This is a genomic window from Oryzophilus luti, assembly GCF_059726245.1.
The window spans coordinates 1,617,999-1,642,038 of the sequence record NZ_AP040874.1 but is presented as its reverse complement, the minus strand read 5'-3'; the positions used below and the strand labels follow the sequence as shown (position 1 = coordinate 1,642,038).

22 protein-coding genes and 3 tRNA genes are annotated in these 24,040 nt (G+C 61.1%); 13 read left to right on the top strand and 12 right to left on the bottom strand.

Annotated elements, in window-relative coordinates:
• Positions 1 to 78 precede the first annotated feature (78 nt).
• On the bottom strand, positions 79 to 954 hold the full coding sequence (locus tag AC6IZO_RS07080; RefSeq protein WP_497809396.1) for a ChbG/HpnK family deacetylase: 876 nt from the start codon (positions 952 to 954) through the stop codon (positions 79 to 81).
• A gap of 115 nt (positions 955 to 1,069) precedes the next feature.
• On the opposite strand from AC6IZO_RS07080, the gene AC6IZO_RS07075 reads away from it, so the two are divergent.
• From AC6IZO_RS07075 to AC6IZO_RS07065, 3 genes are all read left to right on the top strand, one after another.
• Positions 1,070 to 1,146 (top strand) — tRNA-Val (locus tag AC6IZO_RS07075).
• A 179-nt stretch (positions 1,147 to 1,325) separates the two neighbouring features.
• Positions 1,326 to 1,402: transfer RNA gene (locus tag AC6IZO_RS07070), tRNA-Asp, on the top strand.
• 399 nt (positions 1,403 to 1,801) lie between these two features.
• A complete protein-coding gene (locus AC6IZO_RS07065) occupies positions 1,802 to 2,662 on the top strand; it encodes a hypothetical protein (protein WP_497809394.1) in 861 nt (286 codons plus the stop codon).
• A 103-nt stretch (positions 2,663 to 2,765) separates the two neighbouring features.
• On the opposite strand, the gene AC6IZO_RS07060 is transcribed toward AC6IZO_RS07065, so the two are convergent.
• The 3 genes from AC6IZO_RS07060 to AC6IZO_RS07050 all read right to left on the bottom strand — a co-directional run bounded on the left by AC6IZO_RS07060 (position 2,766) and on the right by AC6IZO_RS07050 (position 6,267).
• On the bottom strand, positions 2,766 to 3,350 hold the full coding sequence (locus AC6IZO_RS07060) for a class I SAM-dependent methyltransferase (RefSeq protein WP_497809392.1): 585 nt from the start codon (positions 3,348 to 3,350) through the stop codon (positions 2,766 to 2,768).
• A gap of 290 nt (positions 3,351 to 3,640) precedes the next feature.
• Positions 3,641 to 5,083 (bottom strand): ArnT family glycosyltransferase, encoded by a 1,443-nt coding sequence (locus tag AC6IZO_RS07055; RefSeq protein WP_497809390.1) that lies wholly within the window; start codon positions 5,081 to 5,083, stop codon positions 3,641 to 3,643.
• 20 nt (positions 5,084 to 5,103) lie between these two features.
• Entirely contained in the window at positions 5,104 to 6,267 is a 1,164-nt protein-coding gene (locus tag AC6IZO_RS07050; RefSeq protein ID WP_497809388.1) for a glycosyltransferase, read from the bottom strand.
• A gap of 193 nt (positions 6,268 to 6,460) precedes the next feature.
• Between AC6IZO_RS07050 and AC6IZO_RS07045 the strand changes: the two genes are divergently transcribed.
• Positions 6,461 to 6,549 (top strand) — tRNA-Leu (locus AC6IZO_RS07045).
• 280 nt (positions 6,550 to 6,829) lie between these two features.
• Here AC6IZO_RS07045 and AC6IZO_RS07040 read toward each other — a convergent pair.
• Positions 6,830 to 7,438 carry a hypothetical protein gene (locus AC6IZO_RS07040; RefSeq protein ID WP_497809386.1) on the bottom strand — a complete coding sequence of 203 codons (609 nt, stop codon included), beginning with the start codon at positions 7,436 to 7,438 and terminating at the stop codon, positions 6,830 to 6,832.
• Positions 7,439 to 7,619: 181 nt separating this feature from the next.
• Here AC6IZO_RS07040 and AC6IZO_RS07035 point away from each other — a divergent pair, with 181 nt between their 5' ends.
• From AC6IZO_RS07035 to AC6IZO_RS07025, 3 genes are read left to right on the top strand one after another with little or no spacing between them, the layout of a single operon-like run.
• Positions 7,620 to 9,575 carry an ABC-F family ATP-binding cassette domain-containing protein gene (locus tag AC6IZO_RS07035; protein ID WP_497809384.1) on the top strand — a complete coding sequence of 652 codons (1,956 nt, stop codon included), beginning with the start codon at positions 7,620 to 7,622 and terminating at the stop codon, positions 9,573 to 9,575.
• Positions 9,576 to 9,589: 14 nt separating this feature from the next.
• Positions 9,590 to 10,672, top strand: a complete 1,083-nt coding sequence (locus AC6IZO_RS07030) for a dihydrodipicolinate synthase family protein (protein WP_497809382.1) — start codon at positions 9,590 to 9,592, stop codon at positions 10,670 to 10,672.
• A 25-nt stretch (positions 10,673 to 10,697) separates the two neighbouring features.
• Complete coding sequence (locus tag AC6IZO_RS07025) at positions 10,698 to 10,955, top strand: hypothetical protein (RefSeq protein WP_497809380.1); 258 nt, start codon at positions 10,698 to 10,700, stop codon at positions 10,953 to 10,955.
• A 14-nt stretch (positions 10,956 to 10,969) separates the two neighbouring features.
• Here AC6IZO_RS07025 and AC6IZO_RS07020 read toward each other — a convergent pair whose 3' ends face one another.
• Positions 10,970 to 11,554: a hypothetical protein gene (locus tag AC6IZO_RS07020; protein WP_497809378.1), complete on the bottom strand. Its 585-nt coding sequence runs from the start codon at positions 11,552 to 11,554 to the stop codon at positions 10,970 to 10,972.
• 268 nt (positions 11,555 to 11,822) lie between these two features.
• Between AC6IZO_RS07020 and eno the strand changes: the two genes are divergently transcribed.
• The 6 genes from eno to AC6IZO_RS06990 are packed head-to-tail and all read left to right on the top strand — an operon-like array spanning position 11,823 to position 18,141.
• Complete coding sequence (eno, locus tag AC6IZO_RS07015; RefSeq protein ID WP_497809376.1) at positions 11,823 to 13,133, top strand: phosphopyruvate hydratase; 1,311 nt, start codon at positions 11,823 to 11,825, stop codon at positions 13,131 to 13,133.
• A 3-nt stretch (positions 13,134 to 13,136) separates the two neighbouring features.
• Positions 13,137 to 13,691: a DUF2059 domain-containing protein gene (locus tag AC6IZO_RS07010; RefSeq protein ID WP_497809374.1), complete on the top strand. Its 555-nt coding sequence runs from the start codon at positions 13,137 to 13,139 to the stop codon at positions 13,689 to 13,691.
• Between the two features lie 16 nt (positions 13,692 to 13,707).
• A complete protein-coding gene (locus AC6IZO_RS07005) occupies positions 13,708 to 14,961 on the top strand; it encodes an AAA family ATPase (RefSeq protein ID WP_497809372.1) in 1,254 nt (417 codons plus the stop codon).
• Complete coding sequence (locus AC6IZO_RS07000; RefSeq protein ID WP_497809370.1) at positions 14,958 to 15,527, top strand: hypothetical protein; 570 nt, start codon at positions 14,958 to 14,960, stop codon at positions 15,525 to 15,527. The genes AC6IZO_RS07005 and AC6IZO_RS07000 overlap by 4 nt, the downstream gene beginning before the upstream one ends.
• A gap of 8 nt (positions 15,528 to 15,535) precedes the next feature.
• Positions 15,536 to 17,146, top strand: coding sequence for a 2,3-bisphosphoglycerate-independent phosphoglycerate mutase (gpmI, locus tag AC6IZO_RS06995; protein WP_497809368.1), 1,611 nt, complete (start codon positions 15,536 to 15,538; stop codon positions 17,144 to 17,146).
• Between the two features lie 11 nt (positions 17,147 to 17,157).
• A complete protein-coding gene (locus tag AC6IZO_RS06990) occupies positions 17,158 to 18,141 on the top strand; it encodes a D-2-hydroxyacid dehydrogenase (RefSeq protein ID WP_497809366.1) in 984 nt (327 codons plus the stop codon).
• Positions 18,142 to 18,211: 70 nt separating this feature from the next.
• Here the strand turns inward: AC6IZO_RS06990 and AC6IZO_RS06985 are convergent, their stop codons facing one another.
• The 6 genes from AC6IZO_RS06985 to AC6IZO_RS06960 form a co-directional block, all read right to left on the bottom strand.
• Positions 18,212 to 18,418: a hypothetical protein gene (locus AC6IZO_RS06985; RefSeq protein ID WP_497809364.1), complete on the bottom strand. Its 207-nt coding sequence runs from the start codon at positions 18,416 to 18,418 to the stop codon at positions 18,212 to 18,214.
• A 92-nt stretch (positions 18,419 to 18,510) separates the two neighbouring features.
• The gene (gene ribB / locus AC6IZO_RS06980) at positions 18,511 to 19,680 is read right to left on the bottom strand and encodes a 3,4-dihydroxy-2-butanone-4-phosphate synthase (protein WP_497809362.1); all 1,170 of its coding nucleotides are present in this window, start codon (positions 19,678 to 19,680) and stop codon (positions 18,511 to 18,513) included.
• A 175-nt stretch (positions 19,681 to 19,855) separates the two neighbouring features.
• The gene (locus tag AC6IZO_RS06975; RefSeq protein ID WP_497809360.1) at positions 19,856 to 20,905 is read right to left on the bottom strand and encodes an inorganic phosphate transporter; all 1,050 of its coding nucleotides are present in this window, start codon (positions 20,903 to 20,905) and stop codon (positions 19,856 to 19,858) included.
• A 12-nt stretch (positions 20,906 to 20,917) separates the two neighbouring features.
• A complete protein-coding gene (locus AC6IZO_RS06970) occupies positions 20,918 to 21,442 on the bottom strand; it encodes a DUF47 domain-containing protein (RefSeq protein ID WP_497809358.1) in 525 nt (174 codons plus the stop codon).
• A 366-nt stretch (positions 21,443 to 21,808) separates the two neighbouring features.
• The gene (locus AC6IZO_RS06965) at positions 21,809 to 22,036 is read right to left on the bottom strand and encodes a hypothetical protein (protein WP_497809356.1); all 228 of its coding nucleotides are present in this window, start codon (positions 22,034 to 22,036) and stop codon (positions 21,809 to 21,811) included.
• Between the two features lie 520 nt (positions 22,037 to 22,556).
• Positions 22,557 to 23,930 (bottom strand): nucleotide sugar dehydrogenase, encoded by a 1,374-nt coding sequence (locus AC6IZO_RS06960; protein ID WP_497809354.1) that lies wholly within the window; start codon positions 23,928 to 23,930, stop codon positions 22,557 to 22,559.
• Between the last annotated feature and the right edge of the window lie 110 nt (positions 23,931 to 24,040).

The following is a 24,040-nucleotide window of genomic DNA, read 5'->3' as shown; positions in this document are numbered from 1 at the left end:
TTCGATTCCGCTTTCGCCGGTGTGATGCACGCGGGCGAAAGATTGGCGCGCTCTGCGCGTGTGTATTGCGAACCGCTGCTAACGTTGTCCGAGGTCGCGGAACGACTGCAATTCTATTCCGAGCTTCTGCGCCACGGTTCGCATGCGCGGATCGGCAAGCGTCTGCAACTCGACCACGCGCGAAGAACGCAGCTTGGTCCGCACGGCGTCGAGCGCCGCATCGTTATAGCCCGGATGGCAGCACAGTTCCCACGTGCCTTCCGGCAGCCGCTTCAACATTCCGGTCAGGTTCGGCTCGGCGAGCATGCCGGTGACGGCCACGCCAATGCAGCCGCCGGTGGTCGTCAGGCCAGCCTCGCTTACGCGCCGCACAAACTGCGCGCGGAAGGCGCTGAGCACACGTACCTCCGCCCAGCGGACAAACAGCTTTGCGCTGCTGAAGACGCTGGCGTAATTCATGGAGTCTATTGGCTCGAACGGATTGCGCACGGCCGGAACGGCTACTCGCTTCGCTGCACGCAGCACGGCGCGCAGCACCACGGGGAACATGTGCGTGTGCTTGTGTGCGTCAAAGTGCGAGAGCGCAACACCGGCATCGCACAGCCTCTGCATCTGCGCGGAGGCTTCGGCCTCAATCTGGTCTTCGCGGAACTGCCCGCCGAACGCCGCGCGCGCGAACTCACCAATGGAGTGATAAAAGCGGTTGGTGCCCGGCGCCAGCAGTGAGCGCACCTGGTCGGGTGGCAGCAGCGGCTCGCCATCTACAAGCACCACGTGGCAGCCCACGGAGAGCTGTGGCAGCGAGCGCGAAAGCTCGATGGCGTCGCGCAGGGCAGCACCGGTGGCCATCAGCGTGGTGCTGGTAACAATGCCGCGTGCGTGGCATTCGGCAATGGCGCGGTTCACTCCCGGGGTCAGGCCGAAGTCGTCGGCGTTCACAATCAGTCGCTTCACGCTACCAAGCTACAGTCTGTGGCACGGCTCGGCAAGGGCGGGGGCGCGGTGCAGGGAAAGGGGAGAGAAGCGGACGTTCGGTGCGGGGCGCGCAGTACGGTATACTCTCACGAGGGGGCGGTTAGCTCAGCTGGTTAGAGCGTCTCGCTTACACCGAGAAGGTCGGGGGTTCGAATCCCTCACCGCCCACCATCGCAGAGATTACCGTCGCTTTCGGCTTCGCGTTGGAAAGCCTTGGACGTATGCGCGAACAGGCCCAGTGCGAGCGGTGCTTTTTGCACAGCCGCTGGCTTGCACGAGCGGCGGCCGGTATGCGAAAATGAATTTCGTTGTGAGCAGACGCCAGACCAGTGTGCGCTTCAGCTCAGAGCGGGGACGTAGCTCAGTTGGTTAGAGCGCTGCCCTGTCACGGCAGAGGTCGCGAGTTCGAGCCTCGTCGTCCCCGCCATAAGCTTCCCGGCTTATGGCTTTTTTCTTTTTGCGGACAATTCTCGCGTCTTCCTTGCGGCCATCCCCGGCGGCATGGCGAGTGTGTCCGGTTCCCCTTTGAGCTTCGCGGCGTTTTTCCTGTGATATTCACGCGGGGCGCGAGTGCATTTCGTTCAAGCAGTGACAAGCGTCCGCCGTTATGTCTGAAGCAGGGAGCAGGACTGCGAAGTCGCAGGCCAGACAGTTCCCGGTATTCTTAGGGAGAGCCTTGCGGGCGGAGAAGAGCTGCAGAAACGAGCGGAGCGCGGTGGCGGAGGAAAATCTGGAGTAAACGCTCCATGAATATGAAATTGAAATTCATTTTCATTGACAATCGCATCCGCCGTCCCTGATACTGGCTCCGTCGTTGGGAGTTTCCATGCATATTCGTCATCGAATCATTTCGCTTCTTGGGGCCCTGCTGCTCTCGGCCACCGCCTTGCACGCGCAGTCCACCTCCGCCTCCACCTCGTCCTCCACCGCACCCATTCAGGACAACAGCTTCCTGATGGAAGAGGCCTACAACCAGGAAAACGGCGTCATCCAGCACATCAGCACTTTTCAAAAAATGTTTCCCAGTCATGACTGGGTTTACACCGAGACCGACGAGTGGCCTGTCTGGACCCTGCGTCATCAGCTCAGCCTTACTACGGTGGCCAACCATGCCGGAGACTTTCCCGGCTCAGGTGTTGGTCTTGGCGACTTCATGCTGAATTACCGCTACCAGCTCATCGGCAGCGGGGAAACCCGCGTGGCCTTTTCGCCGCGCCTGACCGGCATCTTCGCCAGCGGCGATCCTCGCCAGGGACGTGGGCTGGGTGGCAATGGTGTGCAGGTGAACCTTCCCCTGAGCGTGGTGGTCTCGCCGCGCTTTGTGACGCACTGGAACGCCGGAACCACCGTGGTGCCGCACCAGAAGGACGCCAGCGGCAACAAGGCGCGCGCCGTCGATGTGAACCTTGGCAATTCGATGGTGTGGTTGGCCTCGCCGAGGGTGAACCTGCTGCTGGAGACCATCTGGAGTTCGAGCGAGGACGTGGTGGCCAAGGACAAGACGGTGCGTTCGCAGAGCATCTATCTGAACCCCGGCATCCGCTGGGCCTACAACTTCAAAAGTGGTTTGCAGATTGTGCCGGGCATCGGCGTGCCCATCGGCGTAGGCCCCTCGACGGGCGACAAGGGAATCTTCCTCTACCTCAGCTTCGAGCATCCCTTCCGCTGGGTGAAGGGCAGGGAATAACCGCGGGCGCAAAGCTCGCACCTCTCACAGTTGCTCCTTCTGCGCCGTGCGCTGCCGTGAAAACCTTGGAAGTCTCCACGGCAGCGCACGTTCTTTTTCCGGACTAGCTTTCGGCCTGTCCCATGGCGAGGAACGCGTACTTTCCGGCGGTGACTGCCCGGCAGTTCTGCATGCCGCGTTCTTGCAGGAACTTCACTACCTGCTCGCTGGTGAAGCGGTGCTCCTGCGGAGGCCCCGGAGGCGAGGCGTGCTCCTTGCTCCAGTCGAGAATGGCAACGCAGCCTCCGGGCGCGAGCAGGCGCCGCGCTTCGCGGAAAGCCGCATCGAGGTCGGGCAATTCATGCCAGATGTGCGCCAGCAGCACCAGATCCACCGAGGCGTCCGCCAGCGTCGTGCGGGTGGCATCGCCTTCATGCAGGCTGATGTTGCTGAGTCCTGCGGCGGAGAGCTTGGCCTCCAGCAGCGCCAGCATCTCCGGTTGCAGGTCCACGGCGTAGACGTGCCCGGAAGGGCCGGCAATGGCTGCCATCGGCAGTGAAAAATAGCCGGTTCCGGCGCCAATGTCCGCGATCTTCATGCCCGGGTGCACACCGAGCGCGGCCACAATCTCCGCGGGCGGCAGCCACACAAGGCGCTCGGGATCTTCCAGCTTCTGCGCCTGCTTATGAGAAAAAATCGGATGACTCAATGGGTTTTGTCTCCCTGTGCTGCTGGCGGTTGTGTTTGCGGCGTGGCGGGCGTGGCCTTCCGTCGAGACTCGACGGAGCAGACGTTGCTGCGTCAGGTCGGCAGGCCCAGCTTTGGCAGCACCCAGTTTACGAGCACGAGATAGACGGCGACAAACAGAACGGCCCAGAGTACGTCGGACATTGCTCCTCCGAGCCACGTCCGGCGTTGGCCGTCAGACGTGGGCGATGGCATTCTCATAAAAGAACAAATGCCATCGCCCGCCGTTCGTTACAGGAAGATTTGCGAAAACTAGCGTGTGCGGCTGGCCTGCAGTGTGCGGCGCGTGGGCAGGTAGATCACGCCGTCGGTGTTGACGTAGGCGGCTTCATAGTTGGCAGCCAGAGCCTTCAGAATTTCCGGTGCGAAGCGCTCACGCCCGGGTCCGGAGAGCGGCTGCTGCTCCACGGGGCGGTCCATCTGCACGGCACCGAACTCCTGGCGGTCGATTCGAGCGGTCAACTGTGCGGGGTTCAGCCGCCCAAGCTGCACAAAGCGGGTGGCGTTGAACGGGTCATAGCTGTAAGGCTTCTGCGCGTAGTAGCAGCGCAGCAGACTCTCGCACAGCGCCGGACCGGGCTGTGCTGCCAGTATCTCGGACTCCTGCGCGAAGCGTTGTTGTGCCGCGCGTTCGTCGGCCAGTTCTTCCGCTACGCGCCAGTTGCCGCTGATGATCATCGGGATCAGCAGCCAGGCGAACAGCGCCAGTGGAACCGCTGCACGGGTGCGCAGCGTGTAGCGCGCGGCATTGCGCGTCAGCTCGTCAAACAGCAGCCCGCAGAGCATGGCAATGGCCAGCAGGCTGCCGAACATCACGTTGATCCACACGCCGCTGCCGCCGCCGAAGACTCCGGCGATGACAAGGCTGAAGGCGAAGAAGAGGAAGAGAATGCGCCGCTCGTCGCTCTGCCGCACGCGCCAGGCGAACCATAGCGCCACCACCGCGGGCAGCAGTACCGGGCCATAAAGCTCGGTGGCGTTGTCGAACAGGTGCGGCAGCGAGTAGCCGCGGCCGGCCAGCAGTGCGCCCACAAAGTGCGGCCCGCCAAAGTGAAGGTTGAGCGCCACGGATGCGGCGGCCATCGCCCCACCAAGTGCGGCAAACAGCGTGGCCCTGCGCTTGGAGATCAGCCAGAGATCGACAAAAACTGCCAGCGGAAACTCCAGCAGGCTGTGCTTGATGTTGCCGCCGACCACGAACAGCAGCGCTGCCAGCGCCACGCCCCAATTCTTGGTGCGGAAGCTGACGTAAGCCAGGAGTCCGGCGAGGAAGAAGACCTGCGCCAGCATCTGCGGGTCGTCCATGCCAACGTAGCGTTCGGCGTTGGCGCAGAACAGCGCGAAGCAGAACAGACCGGCAAGCCACGCAGCCCAGCGGTTCGCTGTCAGCCGCCGCACAATCAACCCGCTGAAGAGCGCGCACAGCAAGGTTGACAGCAGCGAGACCGCGCGCGCCGTGAACAGGTAGTCGTGCGTCCAGTGGTGCAGCGCCGCCATCACGGCAAAGGAGAGCCCCGGATAGTTCACCGCCGTCCAGCCCACGGGAGAGCCGTAGAGCAGCTGATGGTGCGCCACGGCATCGGCCGTGTAGACGTTCCAACCCTCGTTGTAGTTCACCTGCACCAGCATGGTGGCGCGCAGAAAAGGCACAGCGGCCGCGTACAGCGCCATCAGCGCGCACGCGGCCAGAACCACTCGTTTCCAGTTCGTCCGGATCACAGATGTCCACCCGGCTGCTGCTGCAACGCCGAGGCAAAGCCCTGCGAGCCGGAGGCATAATCTTCATCTTCCGTCTGTTCCGGGCGCTTCACGCAGGGCAGTGGCTTCTGCCATGCCAGGAACGAACTCATCGTGTAATTCCAGGCCGAGCTGACCACGATGCCGCCGATACCGGCCACTTCCCACGGAACGTGCGCCATCAGCAGCACGCGGGCAAACACCACGTTCACCCATGCGCCGAACGAGCACGCGGCCCAGAAAGCCACCAGCCCGGTCCACATGTGTATGCCGCGCAGGCGACGGTCGCGGAAGGTGACGAGGTTATTGAGGAAGAAGTTGCCGGTCATGGCCGTGAACGTGGCGGCGAGCTGTGCCCAGGCGAAGCCCACGTGCAGCATGGTGTAGAGCAGCCACAGCGTGGTCAGGTGGACGCCCACGCCAAGCGCGCCCACCAGGGCGAACATGACGAAGCGCGCAGGCAGCTTGCCGCCCAGCATCTTGTGCAGCAGCAGGGAGAGGTATTCGACCTGCGCGTTGGCGTCCAGCTTGCTGTCGCCGTGCTGGCGCATGCGGAAGCGGTAGCCGACCTCGCCGACGCGCGCCGGAGTGTCGCTGGCGGCCAGCATGTCCAGCAGGATTTTGAAGCCTCCGCCGTGCAGCTTGTGCACCACGTTGAGGAAGTAATCGCGCTGCACCATGAAGAAGCCGCTCATCGGGTCGGTCACGTTGGAGCGGCAGGCAAGCTGGCTCAGACGGCGTCCTTGGCGGCTCAGCCACACGCGGCGCAGGGAAAAGTTGCCCATGCTGCCGCCTTCGGCGTTGCGCGTGGCCACCACCACATCAAGCTTTTCATCGCGCAACCGCTCGAACATCTGGGGAAGGACGCTTTCGTCATGTTGCAGGTCGGCATCCATCACGGCGATGTATTCGGCGGCGGTGGAGAGAATTCCTTCCACGCAGGCGGAGGAGAGTCCACGGCGTCCCACGCGGTGCAGCAGACGCACCCGGCGATCGGCCAGGGCATATTCGCGTACCAGTTCCGCCGTGCCGTCGGGCGAGTTGTCGTCGACGAAGACAACTTCCCATTCCATGCCGTCGAGCGTGCGGTGCAGCCGCTCAATCAGTTCCGGAACATTTTCGCGCTCATTGTAGGTTGGCACTACCACGGCAAGGTCAAGTCCACTGACATCACAGGCGGGCGCTGACCTGTCTCCATCGAGTTCACACTCGCGCGCGAAACTGCCTGCACGCATCTCCCCAGGGATCATCGTCGCCGCCCCCATCTTCATCGCTTGCTTCCTCTCATGCATCAGCATCCCAATCTCGCGGGCCGTTATGCGATACTCGATGTGCGCCGGGATGGCGAAACTGGCAGACGCAGCGGACTTAAAATCCGCAGGCCCGAAAGGGCTGTGGGGGTTCGATTCCCCCTCCCGGCACCAGTCGCAACGTGGGGTGCGAACCCTGCAGGATGGGTTCGCATGCAAGCCTCTGACCTCGTGAACGGCCTGCCCGCCACTTTCCTGTTCACATCGTGATCCAAAGCTATAGACGTGCTGTGCGCGCTCCGGTTGGGCGCGAATTTGTTACAAAGTCTTGCGTGTCAGTCTGGCTAGGGGGGGCGGGACTGTTCGCGCCACTCACAAACAGCACGTGAGAAAGCGCGATTCCTTGCAACCGTTCGGCAGGGTCCGCTTTCGCGAACCCCACCTCGTATCCATCTTACCGCTCGCCAAAGGTGTAGCCAATGCTGACGCCATAGCGCTGCACCTGGTTGCTGCTGAATTCCTGGTTGTTAGTCACGAAATAGAAGTGGGCTTCCGGCTTGATGAAGAAATTGCTCTTGCCCGGATACAACTTCAGGCCCACGCCGAGATGTCCCATGAAGTGGTTGGTGCTCGCGTAGTCCGTGCAGGTGTAATACCCACAGCTGGTGTAGTCCTGGTAGTAGCGCGTGCTCAGCGCGCCAATGCCGGCGGCGAATTCCGGCACCACGCGACGGTCGCGGTCGAGCGGCGGCGCAAACACAGCGTTGAAGTCATAGAACAGCGGACGGTACGGTTGTGCGCTGTATGTCCCCGGATACTCCGCGCGGCTGGCGCGCCAGGCAATTTCACCGCCGAAGCCCACATGGTTCTTGGTCAGGAAATTCGCGGAAAACACCGGATACGCGCCGCCACCCAGCATCACCGCCGAGTGATCCGCATTGGCGCTGTTGGCGGAGCCGCTCTGCACGGTGCTGACTCCGAATGCGAGATCGACGCTCTGCGCGTGGGCCGCCAGCGCCGCGCAAATCACAAATGCAATGGTGATCCACAGTTTCTTGTTCAAAGGATGTCTCCTCGTCTGCCATATTCCCCGGACCGCCCTCCGCGGTCCGTCATTTTTTGCGTGCTTTCTACTCAAACCCGGCTGGCGGAAAAAAGTCGCACGGCACCTGCGTGCTGCTGCCGAGCACAACAGGGCCGGTCCTCATGCGACAATAGACGTTGAACCAAGGATTTCGTCTGCGATGATTCAACTCACCGGTGCCGGTAAGCGCTTCGGCCAAAAACTTCTGTTCCAGGATCTCAACTGGCTCATCACCCCGCAGGACCGCATCGGCCTGGTCGGGGCCAATGGCACGGGCAAATCAACGCTCATGAAGGTGCTTGCCCGCACGGAGCCGCTCGACTACGGCACCATCAGCGGCACCAAGGGCATCAGCGCCGGGTACCTGGCGCAGGACGGCCTGCACATGGCGGGCCGCTCGGTCTTTGATGAGTGTCTCTCCGTCTTTGCCGAGCTGAAGGACATGGAGCGCGAGCTGGAGACGCTGACCCAGCAGATGAGCGTGCTCGACCCCGCTGGCGTCGACTACGCGCAGGTGGCCGAACGCTTCCAGCAGGTGGAGAGCGAGCTGCGCACGCGTGATGCCTATGCGCTCGACGCGCAGGTGGGCACCGTGCTCGCCGGACTCGGCTTCAGCAAGGAAGACTGGTTGCGCCAGACCGAAGAGTTCAGCGGCGGCTGGCAGATGCGCATCTCGCTGGCCAAGCTGCTGCTGGCCAAGCCGAACCTGCTGCTGCTCGACGAGCCGACGAACCATCTCGACCTTGAAACGCGCAACTGGCTCGAGGGCTATCTCGTCAACTATCCCTTCGCCTACGTGGTCATCTCGCACGACCGCTACTTCCTTGACGTGACCGTGAAGAAGATTGCCGAGATATGGAACAAGGAAGTTCACTTCTACACCGGCAACTACGAAAAGTATCTGCGTGAGAAGCAGCAGCGGCGTGACACGCTGGAGGCCGCCTACCGCAATCAGCGCGAGCGCATTGAGCAGCTCGAGGCCTTCATCAACCGCTTCCGCTACCAGGCCACCAAGGCCAAGCAGGTGCAGAGCCGCATCAAGGAATTGGAAAAGATCGAGCGCATTGAGCTGCCCGAGGAAGAGAAGACCATCCACTTCAGCTTCCCGCAGCCCAAGCCGAGCGGCCGCGTCGTCGCCGAATTCAATGGCGTGGACAAGAGCTACGGCGAAAAGCACGTGCTGCGCGGGGTGGATTTCATTGTGGAGCGAGGCGATCGCGTGGCGCTGGTCGGCGTCAACGGCGCGGGCAAATCGACGCTGATCAAGATGCTCTCGCAGCAGGAGAAGCCGACACGCGGCCAGTATGCGCTCGGCCACAACGTCGAAATCGACTACTTCGCGCAGGACCAGTACAAGGAACTCAACACCGAGGCGCGCCTCATCGACGACATTGGTCTGGTGGCTCCGCGCACCACGGAGACCGAACTGCGCAATCTGCTCGGCGCATTTCTGTTCTCGGCCGACGACGTTTTCAAGCGCATTGGCGTGCTCAGTGGCGGAGAGCGCAACCGCTACGCGCTGGCCCGCATGCTGTTGCAGCCCTCGAACCTGCTGCTGCTCGACGAGCCCACCAACCACCTCGACCTGCGCGCCAAGGACGTGCTGCTGGAAGCCCTCCAGAAGTTCACCGGCACTGTGGTCTTCGTCTCGCACGACCGCTATTTTGTGGACAATCTCGCTACGCGCATCTTTGAGGTCGCCGACGGCTCGGTTCATGTCTTCCCCGGAAATTACGAGGATTACATCTACCGCAAGGAAGGCCACGCCGATGCCGATCTCGCGGCCATCACCGCGCGGAGCAACCCGTCGGCAGCCGCTTCAACGGCGGCTGAGGATGATGTCTCGGCAGACTCTGCCGCCGACGCGAAGGCCGAGCCGAAGAAAAAGATCAACCCCATCAAGCTGCGCCAGATGACCGACCGCTGCAACGAACTGGAGTCATCCATTACGCGGCTCGAGTCCGAAATTGCCGACACCGAACAGGCGCTCACGCAGTTTGTCAGCGCCGAGGAGACACAGCGCCAGGTCTCCGCGCTCGACCGCCTCCGTTCCGAACTCGACGCGGCCATGAACGAGTGGACCGAAGTCTCGGCGGTGCTGGAAGCCAACGCTTGATACACTGAACTGTTATGACCATGTTGCTGCAAGGCATTCTTCCTGCCATCACCACGCCGTTCTATGCGGACGGCTCGCTGTATTTCCGCAAGCTGGAGCACAACGTTGCGCGCCTCTCGCTCGGCCCTGTCACCGGCATGGTCGTGCTCGGCTCCACGGGTGAGCCTGTCATGCTCGGCGACGACGGAAAGCGCGACGTGCTGAAGTGCGCTATTGAGGCTGCCGCCGCGCACAAAGTCATGGTCGCGGGTGTCGGGGCCGAATCGGCTCTTGAGACCGTGCGTATGAGCGAATACGCCGCCAAGCTCGGCTATGACGTTGCCATGGTGCGCACGCCGAACTATTACCGCGCGCAGATGAAGCCGGAAAACATGCTGGCTTACTACCGCTTCGTTGCCGACCGTTCGCCGCTGCCGGTTTTGATCTACAACTTTCCGCCTTGCACGGGCTATGACATGCCGGTGGAACTGGTGGCCGAGCTGGCCGAGCACCCGAACCTTGCCGGCATCAAGGAAAGTTCCGGCAACGTGGAGAAGGTTCGCGAACTCGTGACGCGCACGAAGCACATCACGCGCGAGGCCACGGTGACCGAACGCTTTGAGGCCGTGACCGCCCGCATGGTCGCCCGCGCCACCGCCGAGCAGTCATCGCCCGATCTGGTCAGCGTCAGCGCGCTTGCGGGCGACAAGCCTGCGGTTGCCAAGCCGTCCTCGGCGGGCGTCGAGGTGATTGGCACGCTGCGCACGCGCAAGAAGAATGCGGGCTTCCAGGTGCTGGTAGGCACCGCGCAGAAGCTGCACACGCTGTTGAGTGCCGGTGCCGTCGGTGGCATCCTGGCCTTTGCCAACGCCGCTCCCACCGCGTGCTATGAGGTGTATGCGGCCTTCAAGGATCGCGACGAGAAGCTGGCCGAGGAGAAGCAGCAGCGCATTGCCAAGGCCGCCACTCGCATCGTTGGCGAGCTTGGCATTCCAGCCCTGAAGTATGCGATGGACCTGAATGGCTACTACGGCGGTCCTGCGCGTCTGCCTCTGCTGCCCATCTCCGCCGCCGAGCGCGCGGAAATCGACCGCCTGATGGAGAACATCAAACAGTAGGCTGCCGAAGTGAAACGTTACATCTGTGGAAAGTAAGCAGGCCCGCTTCGGCGGGCCTTATACTTGTTGCATGGCCGACGGCGATTACATGCAGGTTCCCCCAGAGACACCGTGCGGATGCACGCACTGTCAACTGGTCTTCCCCTTCAGCGCAGTTGAGGATTTCTGGGACGAGGGCGATGTGCCGGTCTGTCCCACCTGCGGGCAGGATACCGTCGTGATCTCGACCGCCGACATGGTGGTCACCGTCGAGCGGCTGCGCGCCATGCGCCGCACCTGGTAGCCGGGCTTCCGGCGCTACTTTCTCTTCTTTCCTGAATTCTGATCGGCGTCGCTGGCCGGTGGCTCCAGCAGGTTGTGGAATCGTTCGAACAGCGTCTGCGCCGCTTCGGCCAGATGGTCTTCACGCGTATGCGCCTTCACTCCGCCCTTCGGCTGCACCGCCGAACTCCAGATGGGCACCTGCACGCCCGGCGAAAACACCATCATCTTGACGGTTGTGACCGTACCCACATTGCGGCTGGTTGTTACGCGGTCTTCTGTGCGCCCATCGTGCGAATTCGGCAGCATGGAGGAGGACACCGAGACGCCGGAATCCTCTTCCGGCGCGGAGACCACTACCAGCAGGTCCGCCTTTGGCTTCGATTCCGCCGGTACAAAACGTGGCCACGCCTCAAAGGCTGCGCTGATGATGTTGAAGGGCATGGTGCTGCCGCCGCCATTCTCCACCCACACGGTGCGCGCGGCATGCAACCGCGCATAGGGCGTCATGGGGCGCGCGGTGGCCGGCAGTTGCTCGGGTGGTGTGGCGGACTTCTCCTGCGCCAGCACGAGCGGCGCAACCAGCAAGGCAAGGATCAGGGCGGCAGAGCGTGCGGACATGCGGAGGCTCCTTATAAGTGTCCTCATCATACTCCGCGTTCGCCCGGCGCTGGCTGGCGTGGCCGCATGCCTTCCACTGCATGTGTTTCCCGCTTCGGAGTGTGAAATGGCCGGTTCGCGCCAGGCACAGTTGGGGACCCGTCTGGTTGTTTATAATGTTGGCGCGATGCGCGGGCCTCTGATTCCGGTCGTTACCGCGCGCTTTCCGGCCCCGGAGGGTGGAATCCCAGGGCCTTCAACCGCACCTCAACTCGAGAAGGGAATTGTGATGACAGAGATCGATCTGATTCATGCGCGGGAAGTACTGGATTCGCGTGGCAATCCTACCGTCGAAGCCGAAGTGACTTTGATCAGCGGCGTAAAGGGCCGCGCCATTGTGCCCAGTGGCGCTTCCACCGGCGAACACGAGGCCGTGGAACTGCGCGACGGTGACAAGGACCGCTTCCTCGGCAAGGGCGTGCTCAAGGCGGTTGAAAACGTCAACGAGATCATTGCCCCCGAATTGATCGGCCTCGACGCCACGCGCCAGGCGGAACTCGACGCCGCCATGATCGCCCTCGACGGCACGGAGAACAAGGGCAAGCTCGGCGCCAACGCCATCCTGGCCGTCAGCATGGCCGCCGCCCGCGCCGCTGCCGAGTATTACGAACTGCCGCTCTACCGCTACCTCGGCGGCGTCAACGCCAACATTCTGCCGTGCCCCATGATGAACATCATCAACGGCGGCGCGCACGCCGATAGCAGCGTCGACTTCCAGGAATTCATGGTGATGCCGGTCGGCGCGCCCTCTTTCCGCGAGGCTCTGCGCTGGGGCGCCGAAACCTTCCACACGCTAAAGAGCGTGCTGAAGAAGCGCGGCTACAGCACCGCCGTCGGCGACGAGGGCGGCTTTGCGCCGTCGCTCAAGGCCAACGTCGAGGCCATCGAAGTCATCCTCGAAGCCATCACGCAGGCTGGCTACAAGCCCGGCGAGCAGATCGCCATTGCGCTCGACCCGGCCACCAGTGAGCTTTTCCAGGACGGCAAGTACATCTTCAAGAAGAGCGACAAGTCGGTGAAGACCAGCGAGGAGATGGTGAAGTTCTGGGCCGAGTGGGTGCGCCAGTATCCCATCGTCTCCATTGAAGACGGCTTGGCCGAGGACGACTGGGCGGGCTGGCGTCAGTTGACCGACGAGGTTGGCAAGAAGATTCAGCTCGTGGGCGATGACCTGTTCGTCACCAACACCGCCCGCCTCGCGCGCGGCATTGATAGCGGCGTGGCCAACTCCATCCTGATCAAGGTGAACCAGATCGGCTCGGTCACCGAGACGCTCGAGGCCATCGAAATGGCGCGCCGCAACGGCTACACGGCCGTGATGAGCCACCGTTCGGGCGAGAGCGAAGACACCTTCATCGCCGACTTGGCGGTTGCCACCGGTACCGGCCAGATCAAGACCGGATCGGCCTCGCGCACCGACCGCATCGCCAAGTACAACCAGCTGCTGCGCATTGAAGAGGAACTTGGCCCGGCCGCGAATTTCCTGGGCCTGGCGGCCATCAACTACAACGGCGAACTGATGGAGAAGGCCGGAGAGTAACCCATGCATCTGGACCGCAACGGTCGCAGGCAAGTGCGTGTTGTGTTCATGGCGGTCGTGATGGTGCTTGGCACCTTTGCGGCCGCCGTTGCACAAGCAAAGTCCTCGGAGCCAGCCTCCGAGCCGCCCTCGCGGGAGGATGTGTTGAAGCTGATGGACGTGATGCACTCGCGCGACGAATTCGAGCGCATCATCTCCGAACTCACCGCGCAGATGAAGCTGAGCGCCCGCGAGAGCTATCGAAAACAGCATCCCGAGGTCACCGAGGAGCGTCTGAAGAAGCTGGATACCGTGTTTGACGGCATGGCTCAGGCGATGACCATCGACCAGCTGCTCGATGACGTGGTGCCGGTCTATCAGAAATTTCTCTCCAAGCAGGACGTGGCGGCTGCCACCGCGTTTTACCGGTCGGAATCCGGCCAGCGCTTTTTGAAGGCGCAGCCCACCATCGCCGAAGAGGGCGTTGCCGTCAGCGACGACAAGATTGCCACGCGCGTCGAGGCCTATCTCAAGCGCCTCACCGAACGCATGGAGCAGTTCGCAAAAGAAGAGAAGTAAACGAGTGCCTTGGCAGATGATTGTCAATCGCTCCAGTGGGGACTTTATGATAAAGAGGATCCAGATAAAAGGGTTCAAAAGTCTAGAAGATGTGGAACTCACGTTGGGGCATTTCAACCTGTTCATCGGAACTAATGCCAGCGGGAAGTCAAACTTCTTCGATGCTTTGCGTCTGTTGCAAGGTATTGGCTATGGTTTTTCGTTCGACGAAATTCTCAATGGGAAGCCGAGGAACGCGAGCAGTGAAACTTGGGATGCCATCCGCGGTGGCAGTACAAAAGCTGCCTTTGCTGGAGTCAGCGCGGAATCTAACCATCCTAATGATGACAGAATCGAGATTCATGTTTATTTGACGGCGCAAGAAGCTGAAATTGAGTATTTAGTGGCTTTTTCAGCGAGGTCGGGTCACTTACGAGATGAGTGCCTGTTGTATGCAGGGCAAGAGATCTACAATTCGGCTACCGTGAGTAACTCTCCAGATCAACCTTTTTTTGGAGTTCGATACTTTCAGGGGAAGAGAGGAAAACAGCCACACTGGCAGTTCGAGCGAACGCGGCCGGTTCTTGGGCAAATTGTGCGCAAGGCGCCAAGAGCCACAGATTTGCTCCACATCAATGAATGCATTGCATCGCTGCGAAATATGCAAAGGCTGGACCCCATGCCAGCTATCTTGCGGCAATATTCGCAGGCTCAAGCGGTTCAGCGGATGGGGGAGCATGGCGAGAACTTTGCCGCCTTGGCAAAGACCATTCTTGATGATCAAAAAGCCAAGAGTAATTTCATTACTTGGCTGAAACAGTTGACCCCTGCAGAATTTGAAGATGTAAAAGTTGTCACTGGCGCGATGAGTGACTCTCTCTTTGCGATTGTTGATAAAGGAGAAACATTCTACGCTCCTAGCTTATCTGATGGCACGCTTCGATTTGCTGCAATCTGTGCCGCATTCTTCCAGCCAGATCTGCCCAACATCCTGACCATTGAAGAAATTGAGAACGGAATACATCCGAGCCGCGTGAGACTATTGCTTGAATTGCTCAAATCACAAGCGGGCATTGGGGTGCAGCAAGTGATGGTGACAACACATTCGCCGGTCGTGTTGTCGTGGCTGAATGACGAGGATTACAAGACAACGTTCTTCTGTAAGCGGGAGGAGGAGACTGGGGCGACGACCATCGCGCCAGTAACGAACATCCAGGGGTTTACGAACATTATCTCGAAGCAGCCAATCGGGGACCTCTTTGCGGAGGGATGGTTGGAGGGCGCCCTGTGAGCTTCAATGTGCTGGTTGTACCGGAAGATCCGACGAATGACGGATATGTTCTAAAGCCAATAATCTCAAGAGTGATCACGGAGGCAGGGAAGCCAAAAGCGAACGTCATAGTGCTAAGCAATCCGAAGACCAATGGTTATGAGCATGCCAAGAAGCTGTTGGTTGAGGAAATTCTGGAGCGCTATGCGCACTTTGATTTAGTCCTTTTTATTCCTGATGCAGACGGTAAGAATCGAGAGCACGAGTTCAGCGCGCTGACTGCCCCCACGGCGGGATGGACGGTGAAGCTCATCTGCTGCGCTGCTGTTCAGGAGGTCGAAGCGTGGTTGTTGGCAGGCCATCTTTCAAAGCTGGACGATGAATGGACAACTGTAAGAGCGGAGGTTTCTCTCAAGGAGCGTTATTTCAATCCATTCCTTGCACGGTATGGAGATCCAAAGCGTGCAGGAGGTGGACGCGATATCTTGGTGCAGGAGACTCTCTGTAATTATCGTGGGCTACTTGACCGCTGCCCTGAACTTAGAAAATTGGAAGAGATGATCAGAACATTCATAAATGAATTGTAAGGAGAATAATGTCTCGTCCGAAGCCGGTGGTACTGATCATTCTGGATGGCTGGGGTTATGCGCCGCCGTCGAAAGCCAACGCCATTTCGCTGGCGCGCACGCCCAACTACACCAAGTTCCTCACGGACTTCCCGAACACGCTGGTGCACACCAGCGGACGTTACGTCGGGCTGCCCACCGGGCAGATGGGCAATAGCGAAGTCGGCCACCTCAACATCGGCGCCGGCCGCATCGTTTACATGGACATCACCAAGCTCGACATGATGGTCGAAAACGGCAGCCTCTTCAAGAATGAGGTGCTGCTGGCGGCCATGGAGCAGGCGCGCCAGAACGGACGCCGCCTGCATTTCTGCGGCTTGCTCAGCGATGGCGGCGTGCACTCGCACCAGAACCATCTTTACGCGCTGCTGAAGATGGCCAAGCAGAACGGCGTTGAGCGCATGTTTGTTCACGCCTTCATGGACGGCCGCGACACCGCGCCCGACAGCGGCGCCGGCTACGTGGAGCAGTTGCAACAGAAGATGCGTGAATTCGGCGGCCAGCTTGCCTCCGTCAGCGGACGCTACTACGCCATGGACCGCGACAAGAAATGGGATCGCGAGAAGAAGGCGTTTGACGCCATGGTCGTCGGCAAGGCCGAAGGCGGCTCGTATCAGGACCCGGTAAAGGGCATCAAGGACAGCTACAACCGCGGCGTCACCGATGAGTTCATCATCCCGTTCGTCTGTGTGGACGCCAAGGGCGAACCCGTTGGCTGCATTCGCGACGAGGATGTGGTCATCAACTTCAACTATCGCGCCGACCGCGCCCGCCAGATTACGCGCGTGCTTGCCCGCGAGAGTGGCCTTACGCCGCAGCACGGTCAGGAACTCGATGCCTGGGAGGGCCTCGACGCCGAGATTCCGCCCGCATCGATTCCGAAGAACCTGCACTACGTCTGCATGACCGAGTACGACGCCAAGTTCAAGCTGCCGGTCGTCATTCCTCCCGAGCGGCTCACCAACATTCTGGCCAATGTGCTTGGCAGCATGGAGCTGCGCAACCTGCGCGTGGCTGAGACCGAAAAGTACGCGCACGTTACCTACTTCTTCAACGGCGGTGTCGAAAAGCCGTTCCCCGGTGAAGACCGCGTTCTGATTCAGTCGCCAAAGGTTGCCACCTACGACCTGAAGCCCGAGATGAGCGCCGCGCAGATCGCGCAGGCCGTGGTCAAAGCGGTTGAAGAGGGCACCTTTGATGTGCTCGTCATCAACTTTGCCAACGCCGACATGGTCGGCCACAGCGGCAAGATCGAGCCGACTGTCCGCGCCGTGGAAACCGTTGACGCCTGCCTCGGTGAGATTTATGCGGCCATCAAGCGCAAGGGCGGTTCCATGCTCGTCACCGCCGACCACGGCAACGCCGAGCAGATGATTGACCCGGCCACCGGCGGCCCGCAGACCGCGCACACCACCAACCCGGTGCCGTTCATCTACATCGCGGAAGACGCCGCCAACTTCACGTTGCGCCCGGACGGTGCGCTGCAGGATATTTCCCCCACCGTGCTCGGCGCCATGGGCATCCCGCTTCCCAAGGAGATGACCGGTCTCGATCTTCGCGTGAAGAAGAGCGGAAGGTAGCGGCAGCGATCATGAAGCTTGTTGTTGCCGTCTTCCATCCGTTTGCTCTTTGGTGCCCTCCGGCATGGCTTGGGCCGCGCCTGGAGCGCGAGTTTCACGAACTGAAGGTCGAAGTGCTCGCCAATTTTGACCAGCTTCCCACGGCCGTCGAGGACGCCGACATCCTCATGACGTGGTCGTTGCGCGATGGCCAGTTGGCCGCAGCAAAGAAGCTGCGCTGGATTCATTCGACCACCGCCGCCGTGCAGCAGTTGCTCACGCCGGAGATTGTCCACAGCAACGTCGTGGTCACCAACTCAACCGAGGTTCATGGTGGCGCGGTTGCCGAGCACGCCATGGCCCTGCTGCTGGCCTGCGCCAAGCAACTGGGACGCGCGCGTGACGAGCAGCACGCACAGCGCTGGGGGCTCGATTCCTATTTCACAGAAGGCCCCATGCCGCGCACCGTCACCGGCTCCACGCTGGCGCTGGTTGGGCTGGGCGCCATTGGCCGCCGCGTGGCGCGGCTGGCAGAAGCGTTTGGCATGCATGTCATCGGCGTGCGGCGTGACGCCACCAAGCGCGAGGACCACTGCGAGCGCGTGGTCGAGTTCGACCAGTTGGATGAGGTGCTGCCCGAGGCCGATTACGTCATTCTGGCCGCGCCGGTCACCGAGGAAACGCGGGGCATGATCAACCGCGAGCGCCTCGCTTTGTTGAAGCCCTCCGCCTACGTCATTAACGTGGCTCGCGGAGTGCTTGTCGAGGAGCCTGCGCTCATCGAGGCCCTGCGCGAAAAGAAGATTGCCGGCGCCGCGCTCGACGTCTTCGACAAGGAGCCGCTGCCGCCGGAATCGGATTTGTGGGCGCTGCCGAACCTGATCCTCACGCCGCATTCGGCGGGCGTGGACCAGAAGGTGTGGGAGCTTCAGTACGCGTTCTTCACCGAGAATCTTCGCCGCTTCCTTGCCGGAGAGCCTCTGCGCAGCGTCGTGGATAAGCAGCGCGGATACTGACCTTCGCGCGCATCCTGCCGCCTGTCTTCGCATTCAATCGCCATCGCATGAGCCGCGTTCGCAGCGCGGCTCATGGGCGGTTGTGCCGCAGGTTATCCATCGCCCAGCAGTATTCAATCACCAGAAAGGCAATCCATTCAGGCTGGCGCTTCACCAGCAGAATGGCGATGCCGGCCACCAGCGCAAGGGTTTCCACGCACCAGAAGACCACGTCGAACTCCACCTCGTGGCGGCTCTGAAGCTCGTTGTTCGTGATGTACTCGAAGATCTTCCACATGCCCGCATTGTCCTGCAAAATGCGGCGGGTTCAGCGGCGCTTCGCTGTGGGTTTCCTGAATCGGGCGAAGAAAGTGGCTGTGAAGATTCGCTTCAGTCCTGGCAGCTTTTCACAATCGCCGTCGCCAGCGGTACCTGCTCCACAATTTCCAGCCCAAATCCCTCAACAGCCGCCACGCGGCGCGGGCGGTTGGTCAGCAGGCGCAGACGCTTCAGGTTCAGGTCGGCCAGTATCTGCGCGCCAATGCCAATTTCGCGCTGAATCTGCCGCTGCGAATCCGGGAGCGTCGGCAGCCGCAGGTCGCGGTGGAACTGCAAGGTCTTCACGCCGTTGAACTCCTCCACGGAGAAGCCCTGCGAGCGCTGGTTCAGGTAGACAATGGCGCCGCGGCCCTCGGCGGCGATCATGCGCATCGATTCATCGAGCACCCGGCGGCACTCGCACCACGTCGCGCCGAACACGTCTCCCGCCAGGCAGTGCGCGTGCATGCGCACCAGGGACGGTATCTCCGGCGTCTGCTCCACGTCGCCCTTCACCAGCGCAATGTGCGACTCCTGATCGACCTCGGAGCGGTAGGCGATCATGCGGAACTCGCCATACGGCGTCGGCAGCACGGCCTCACCCTGCCGCACCAGACAGCGTTCGTGCTGCAGCCGGTAGCGGATCACCTCCGCCACGGTCAGCATCTTCAACGCGTGCTCGGCGCAGAACTCGCGCAGTTGCGGCACACGCGACATGGTGCCGTCTTCGTTCATGATCTCGCAGATGACGCCCGCCGGAGTCATTCCTGCCAGCCGCGCCAGGTCCACGGCGGCCTCCGTCTGCCCGGCGCGCACCAGCACGCCGCCCTTGCGTGCCCGCAGCGGAAACACATGCCCCGGACGCACCAAATCCTGCGCCTTGGCCGACGGGGTGGCGGCCACCTGTATGGTATGGGCGCGGTCGGCGGCGGAGATGCCCGTGGTCACGCCTTCGCGCGCCTCAATGGAGACGGTGAACGCCGTGCCGAACTGCGATGTGTTGTGTGCCGCCATCGGCTCCAGCCGCAGCGCGTCGCAGCGCTCCTCGGTCATCGGCAGGCAGATCAACCCCCGTCCGAAGCGCGCCATAAAGTTGATCGCCTCCGGCGTCACCTTCTCGGCGGCCATCGTCAGGTCACCTTCGTTCTCGCGGTCCTCGTCGTCGACCACGATGATCATGCGTCCGGCGCGGAATTCCTCCAGCGCGGTGGGTACGTCACAGAATGGCGGTTGCGGTGTCATGGCGGGTACAGATTCTAGCCCGGAATCGTGCGCGGTGCATCCGCGAATCCGGCGGCGCGAGCGCGCCACGCATTGAGCAGCACTTGAGCGGCAATTGATTTACAGCAGAAAAGGGAAGGGCCTCCCATTCATTCCACGAGGAATGAAACGGGAGGCCCGAAAAACTGGTTGAAACCTAGGCGTTCGGGTTCAGCAGGCGGAAGATGCAGAAGCAGATTGCCGCCACAATGGCCGAAGCCGGAATGGTCAGCACCCATGCCCACACAATGCGGGTGGCCACGCCCCAGCGCACGGCAGAGATGCGGTGCGTGGTGCCCACACCGACGATGGCGCCAGTGATGGTGTGCGTGGTGGAAACCGGAATACCCGCCAGTGCCGTCATGCCCAGCGTGATCGCACCGGCCGATTCCGCGCAGAAACCGCCAATCGGCTTCAGCTTGGTGATCTTGCTGCCCATGGTGTGCACAATGCGCCAGCCGCCGAAGTAGGTGCCGGCGGCGATGGCCGCATGCGCCGAGAGAATGATGGGCCAGTGCAGGTTACCCCAGTTGCCCATCATGTCGCTCTTGGAGAGCAGGCCGCCGGTGTAGAGCGCTCCGGCAATGATGCCCATCGTCTTCTGCGCGTCGTTGCCGCCGTGCCCCAGGCTGTAGGCGCCTGCGGAAAGCAGTTGCAGGTGACGGAACCAGCCGTCCACCTGGCGCGGCGTCTTGCTCTGGAAGATCCAGTACATACAGATCATGAAGAAGAAGGCGAGCACGAAGCCGATGAGTGGGGAAAGGAAGATGAAGCTGATGGTCTTGGTCCATCCGCCGGGGATGATGACCTCATGGGCGTGACGCCACCCGTGCAGGATCGCCGCCCGCATCATGGCCGCGCCGGCGTACCCGCCAATCAGCGCGTGCGACGACGAGGTCGGCAGCCCAAGAATCCACGTCAGCAGGTCCCACACAATGGCGCCCAGCAATCCCGCCAGCACCACGTACTGCGTGACGATGTCGAGCTGGATCATGCCCTTGCCGATCGTCTTGGCTACGGCGGTGCCGAAGGCGAAGGCGGCGACAAAGTTGAAGAACGCGGCCCACACCACGGCCAGCTTCGGCGACAGCACGCGCGTGGAAACCACGGTCGCAATGCTGTTGGCCGCATCGTGAAAGCCATTGATGAAATCAAAGACAAGCGCGGCCAGAATCGTCAGAACAACCAGAAACAATCCGGTAGTCAAAGCTTGTCTCCGTTACGCGCTCTTCAGAACGACGGTTTCCAGCACGTTGGCGGCATCTTCCGCCTTGTCCGTCGCGGCTTCCAGCGTCTCGAGCACTTCCTTGATCTTGATGAGATGAATGGGGTCTTTTTCGTGCTCGAACAGGCTGGCAATGGCGTGGCGGCTGATGCTGTCGGCTTCATTTTCCAGCCGGTTCACCTCCACGCAGTGCTCCAGCAACTTTGCTGCGTTCTTGTCCAGCAGCTTCACGGCCGCGGACAATTCTTCGGTCTGGCGCAGAATGATCGTTGCCAGGTCGCGGCAGGCTGTCGGCGGATGATCCACCTTGTAGAGCACCAAGCGGTCGGCCGCGGAGTTGATGAAGTCCAGCACGTCGTCCAGCGAACTGGCCAGCATGTGTATGTCTTCGCGGTCAAACGGAGTGATGAAGCTCTGGTTCAGCTTCACGAAAATGCTGTGCGTCAGGTTGTCGCCCTTGTGCTCGATCGCTTTGATCTTGTGCACCGAGGCGGCGACGTCGGAGTAGTCTGCCAGCATTTCACAGGCTAATCGAGCGCCTTCGGTTAAATTGTCTGCCGTTTGAGAGAAGAGTGTGAAGAACTCGCCATCCTTTGGTACTAATCGCACGAGAGAGTCCTGAAATCTGCCCTAAAGAGGGGATTTTTTTAATGGAACATTCACCAATCTGTAACGTTTAACTATCTCAAACCGGCTGCCCGGAGTCAACGGAAGATGCTGGCAGTGCTCCCAGCCGCCTCGCTTGGGCGCAAAGAATCGGAAGGTCTCGTACTTCAATAATGCCGTTCTAACTGCAAGGGAACAATGCGGTTGCTGCGGCTTCAGGTGCTCGTAAAAAGGAAAAGGGCCGCTTGGAGCGGCCCCTTGTTCTGAACTTGGCGAACTCTACAGAGTCGATTCGATCTCGAATCCCCACGCTTCCAACAGCGGTTCAGGGATGTACTTGGAGTTCTTGTTACGGCGCGCCCACTCCCGCAGACGCGTTGAGCGAATGTACTGGTCGGGCTGCAGCTTGAACTCGCGCACGACCTGTTCGAACTCGGTGATGGTCGGGGTGACCGGTCCGATCGGCTCCGGTTTTCCCCAGTTAGGATTGCCGCGTCTTTTTGCCATGAAGTGTTTACCTACCTCTGTGTTGGATTTTCAGGCGGGAGTGCTGGGAGTTCTCTCCTCTACTTGGACGCATCAGATTCAGGGTAGTTTGCCTCGCAACTCCACCCTTTTCCCGTTGGCTTGTGCGCCCGTGTCACCCACCCGGATACTGCGATGAAGCACGGTGATCAGGATCGATCTATTATATGCAGACTGTTCTCTGTTTACAACGAGGAATTTCTTTTTTCCTTCGCAGACTCTGCCGTAGCTAGAAATTTTTGTAAATATTAAGCAAAATCAACAGCTTGCGAGGAGTTCTGGAAAGGGAAGTGCAAGTTTCTTGAATCTCGTGGTGTTGCGCAATAGCCACACTTTCAAGTTTCTTGAGCCCCTCTTTGTTACCTTCAAAAAGTATCCCCACCCAACAGGCTCAGCTGTTTAGGTGGGGATCAAGTGTCCGGCCGCCGTGCGCGGTTTTGGGGACGGTGCTGCGCACCTTGCCTGCCGCAGGCTGCTGCTGCTTCCGGGCGCGTGCGCGTGGTTAGCAGTGGATGAGGTTGGGTGCCTGGATGCCCTTGGTGGCGTTGCGGGTGTCGACGACCAGCTTGGCCTCGCGGACGATCTTGGCATAGTCGTAGGCGGAGTGGTCGGTGACGATGAGCACGCAGTCGAACTCCGGCACCTTCTCCAGCGGCGTCGAGGTCATGTTCAGGCTATAGTGGCGTCCGTGGCCGACCTTGGCGAAGTAAGGGTCGTTGTAGCTGACCTTGGCGCCACGTTTTTCGAGCAGCTCCAGAATGGTCAGCGAGGGCGACTCGCGCAGGTCGTCGATGTCCTTCTTGTAGGCCACGCCGAGCACCAGCACCTTGGCACCGTTGAGCGCCTTGCCGTGCTTGCTCAAGGCTTCCATCACCTGCTCGACGACGAAGTAGGGCATCTGCATGTTGACCTCGCCGGCCAGCTCGATGAACTTGGTGCGGAAGTCGAACTCCTTGGCCTTCCACGAGAGGTAGAAGGGGTCGATGGGGATGCAGTGGCCGCCCAGTCCGGGGCCGGGGTAGAAGGCCTGGAAGCCGAACGGCTTTGTCTTTGCCGCCTCAATCACTTCCCAGATGTCGATGTTCATGCGCAGCGCCAGCTGCTTCAGCTCGTTGACCAGCGCGATGTTGACGCAGCGGTAGATGTTCTCCAGCAGCTTGGTCATCTCAGCCGCGGCCGGGGTTGAGACCGGCACGGTGCGGCGGAAGATGCTGCCGTAGAGAGCGGCGGCGATCTTCGATCCGTCGCTGTCGAGCCCGCCGATGACCTTGGGAATGTCGTGCCGGGCGACCTGGTCGTTGCCGGGGTCCTCTCGCTCGGGCGAGAAGACGACGTGGAAGTCGCCGGGCTGCTGCTCGCCGGTGGGCAGGGTGCGGCAGGCCTTCAGGCCCTCGGGGTTCTGCTTCTCCAGAATGGGGACAAGGATCTCCTCGGTGGTTCCGGGATAGGTGGTGCTTTCGAGGATGATGGTCTGTCCGCGGCGAATGTGCGGCGCCAGCGACTGTGCGGTCTTGACGATGTAGCTGAGGTCGGGCTGGTGATACTCATCGAGCGGGGTGGGCACGCAGATGATGACGGCGTCCATCTCGGAGATCTTGTGGAAGTCGGCGGTGGCGGCAAAGCCTGCCTTGTGCGCGGCGGCAATCTCGTTGGGCTCAATGCGGACAATGTAGCTGCCGCCCTGGTTGAGTGTCTCCACCTTGCGTGTGTCCACGTCAAAGCCGGTGACGCGGAAACGCTCGCCGCTGAACAGCAGCACCAGCGGCAGTCCCACGTACCCCAACCCCACCACTCCAACGCGCGCTTCCCGCGCCTCTATCCGGCGTATCGTCTCTGCGGTGTTTGTTGGGGGCTGGGGCGTACTGGTATTAGACATGAGGCCGTTCTTCTCCTTCGCTCTTGCGAACAAATAGCTATTGTAAACGGACGCGCGGGCTGTGGATTGGTTGCGTTGCCTGTCTTGGAACGTCTTTGCGCGGTGGCACT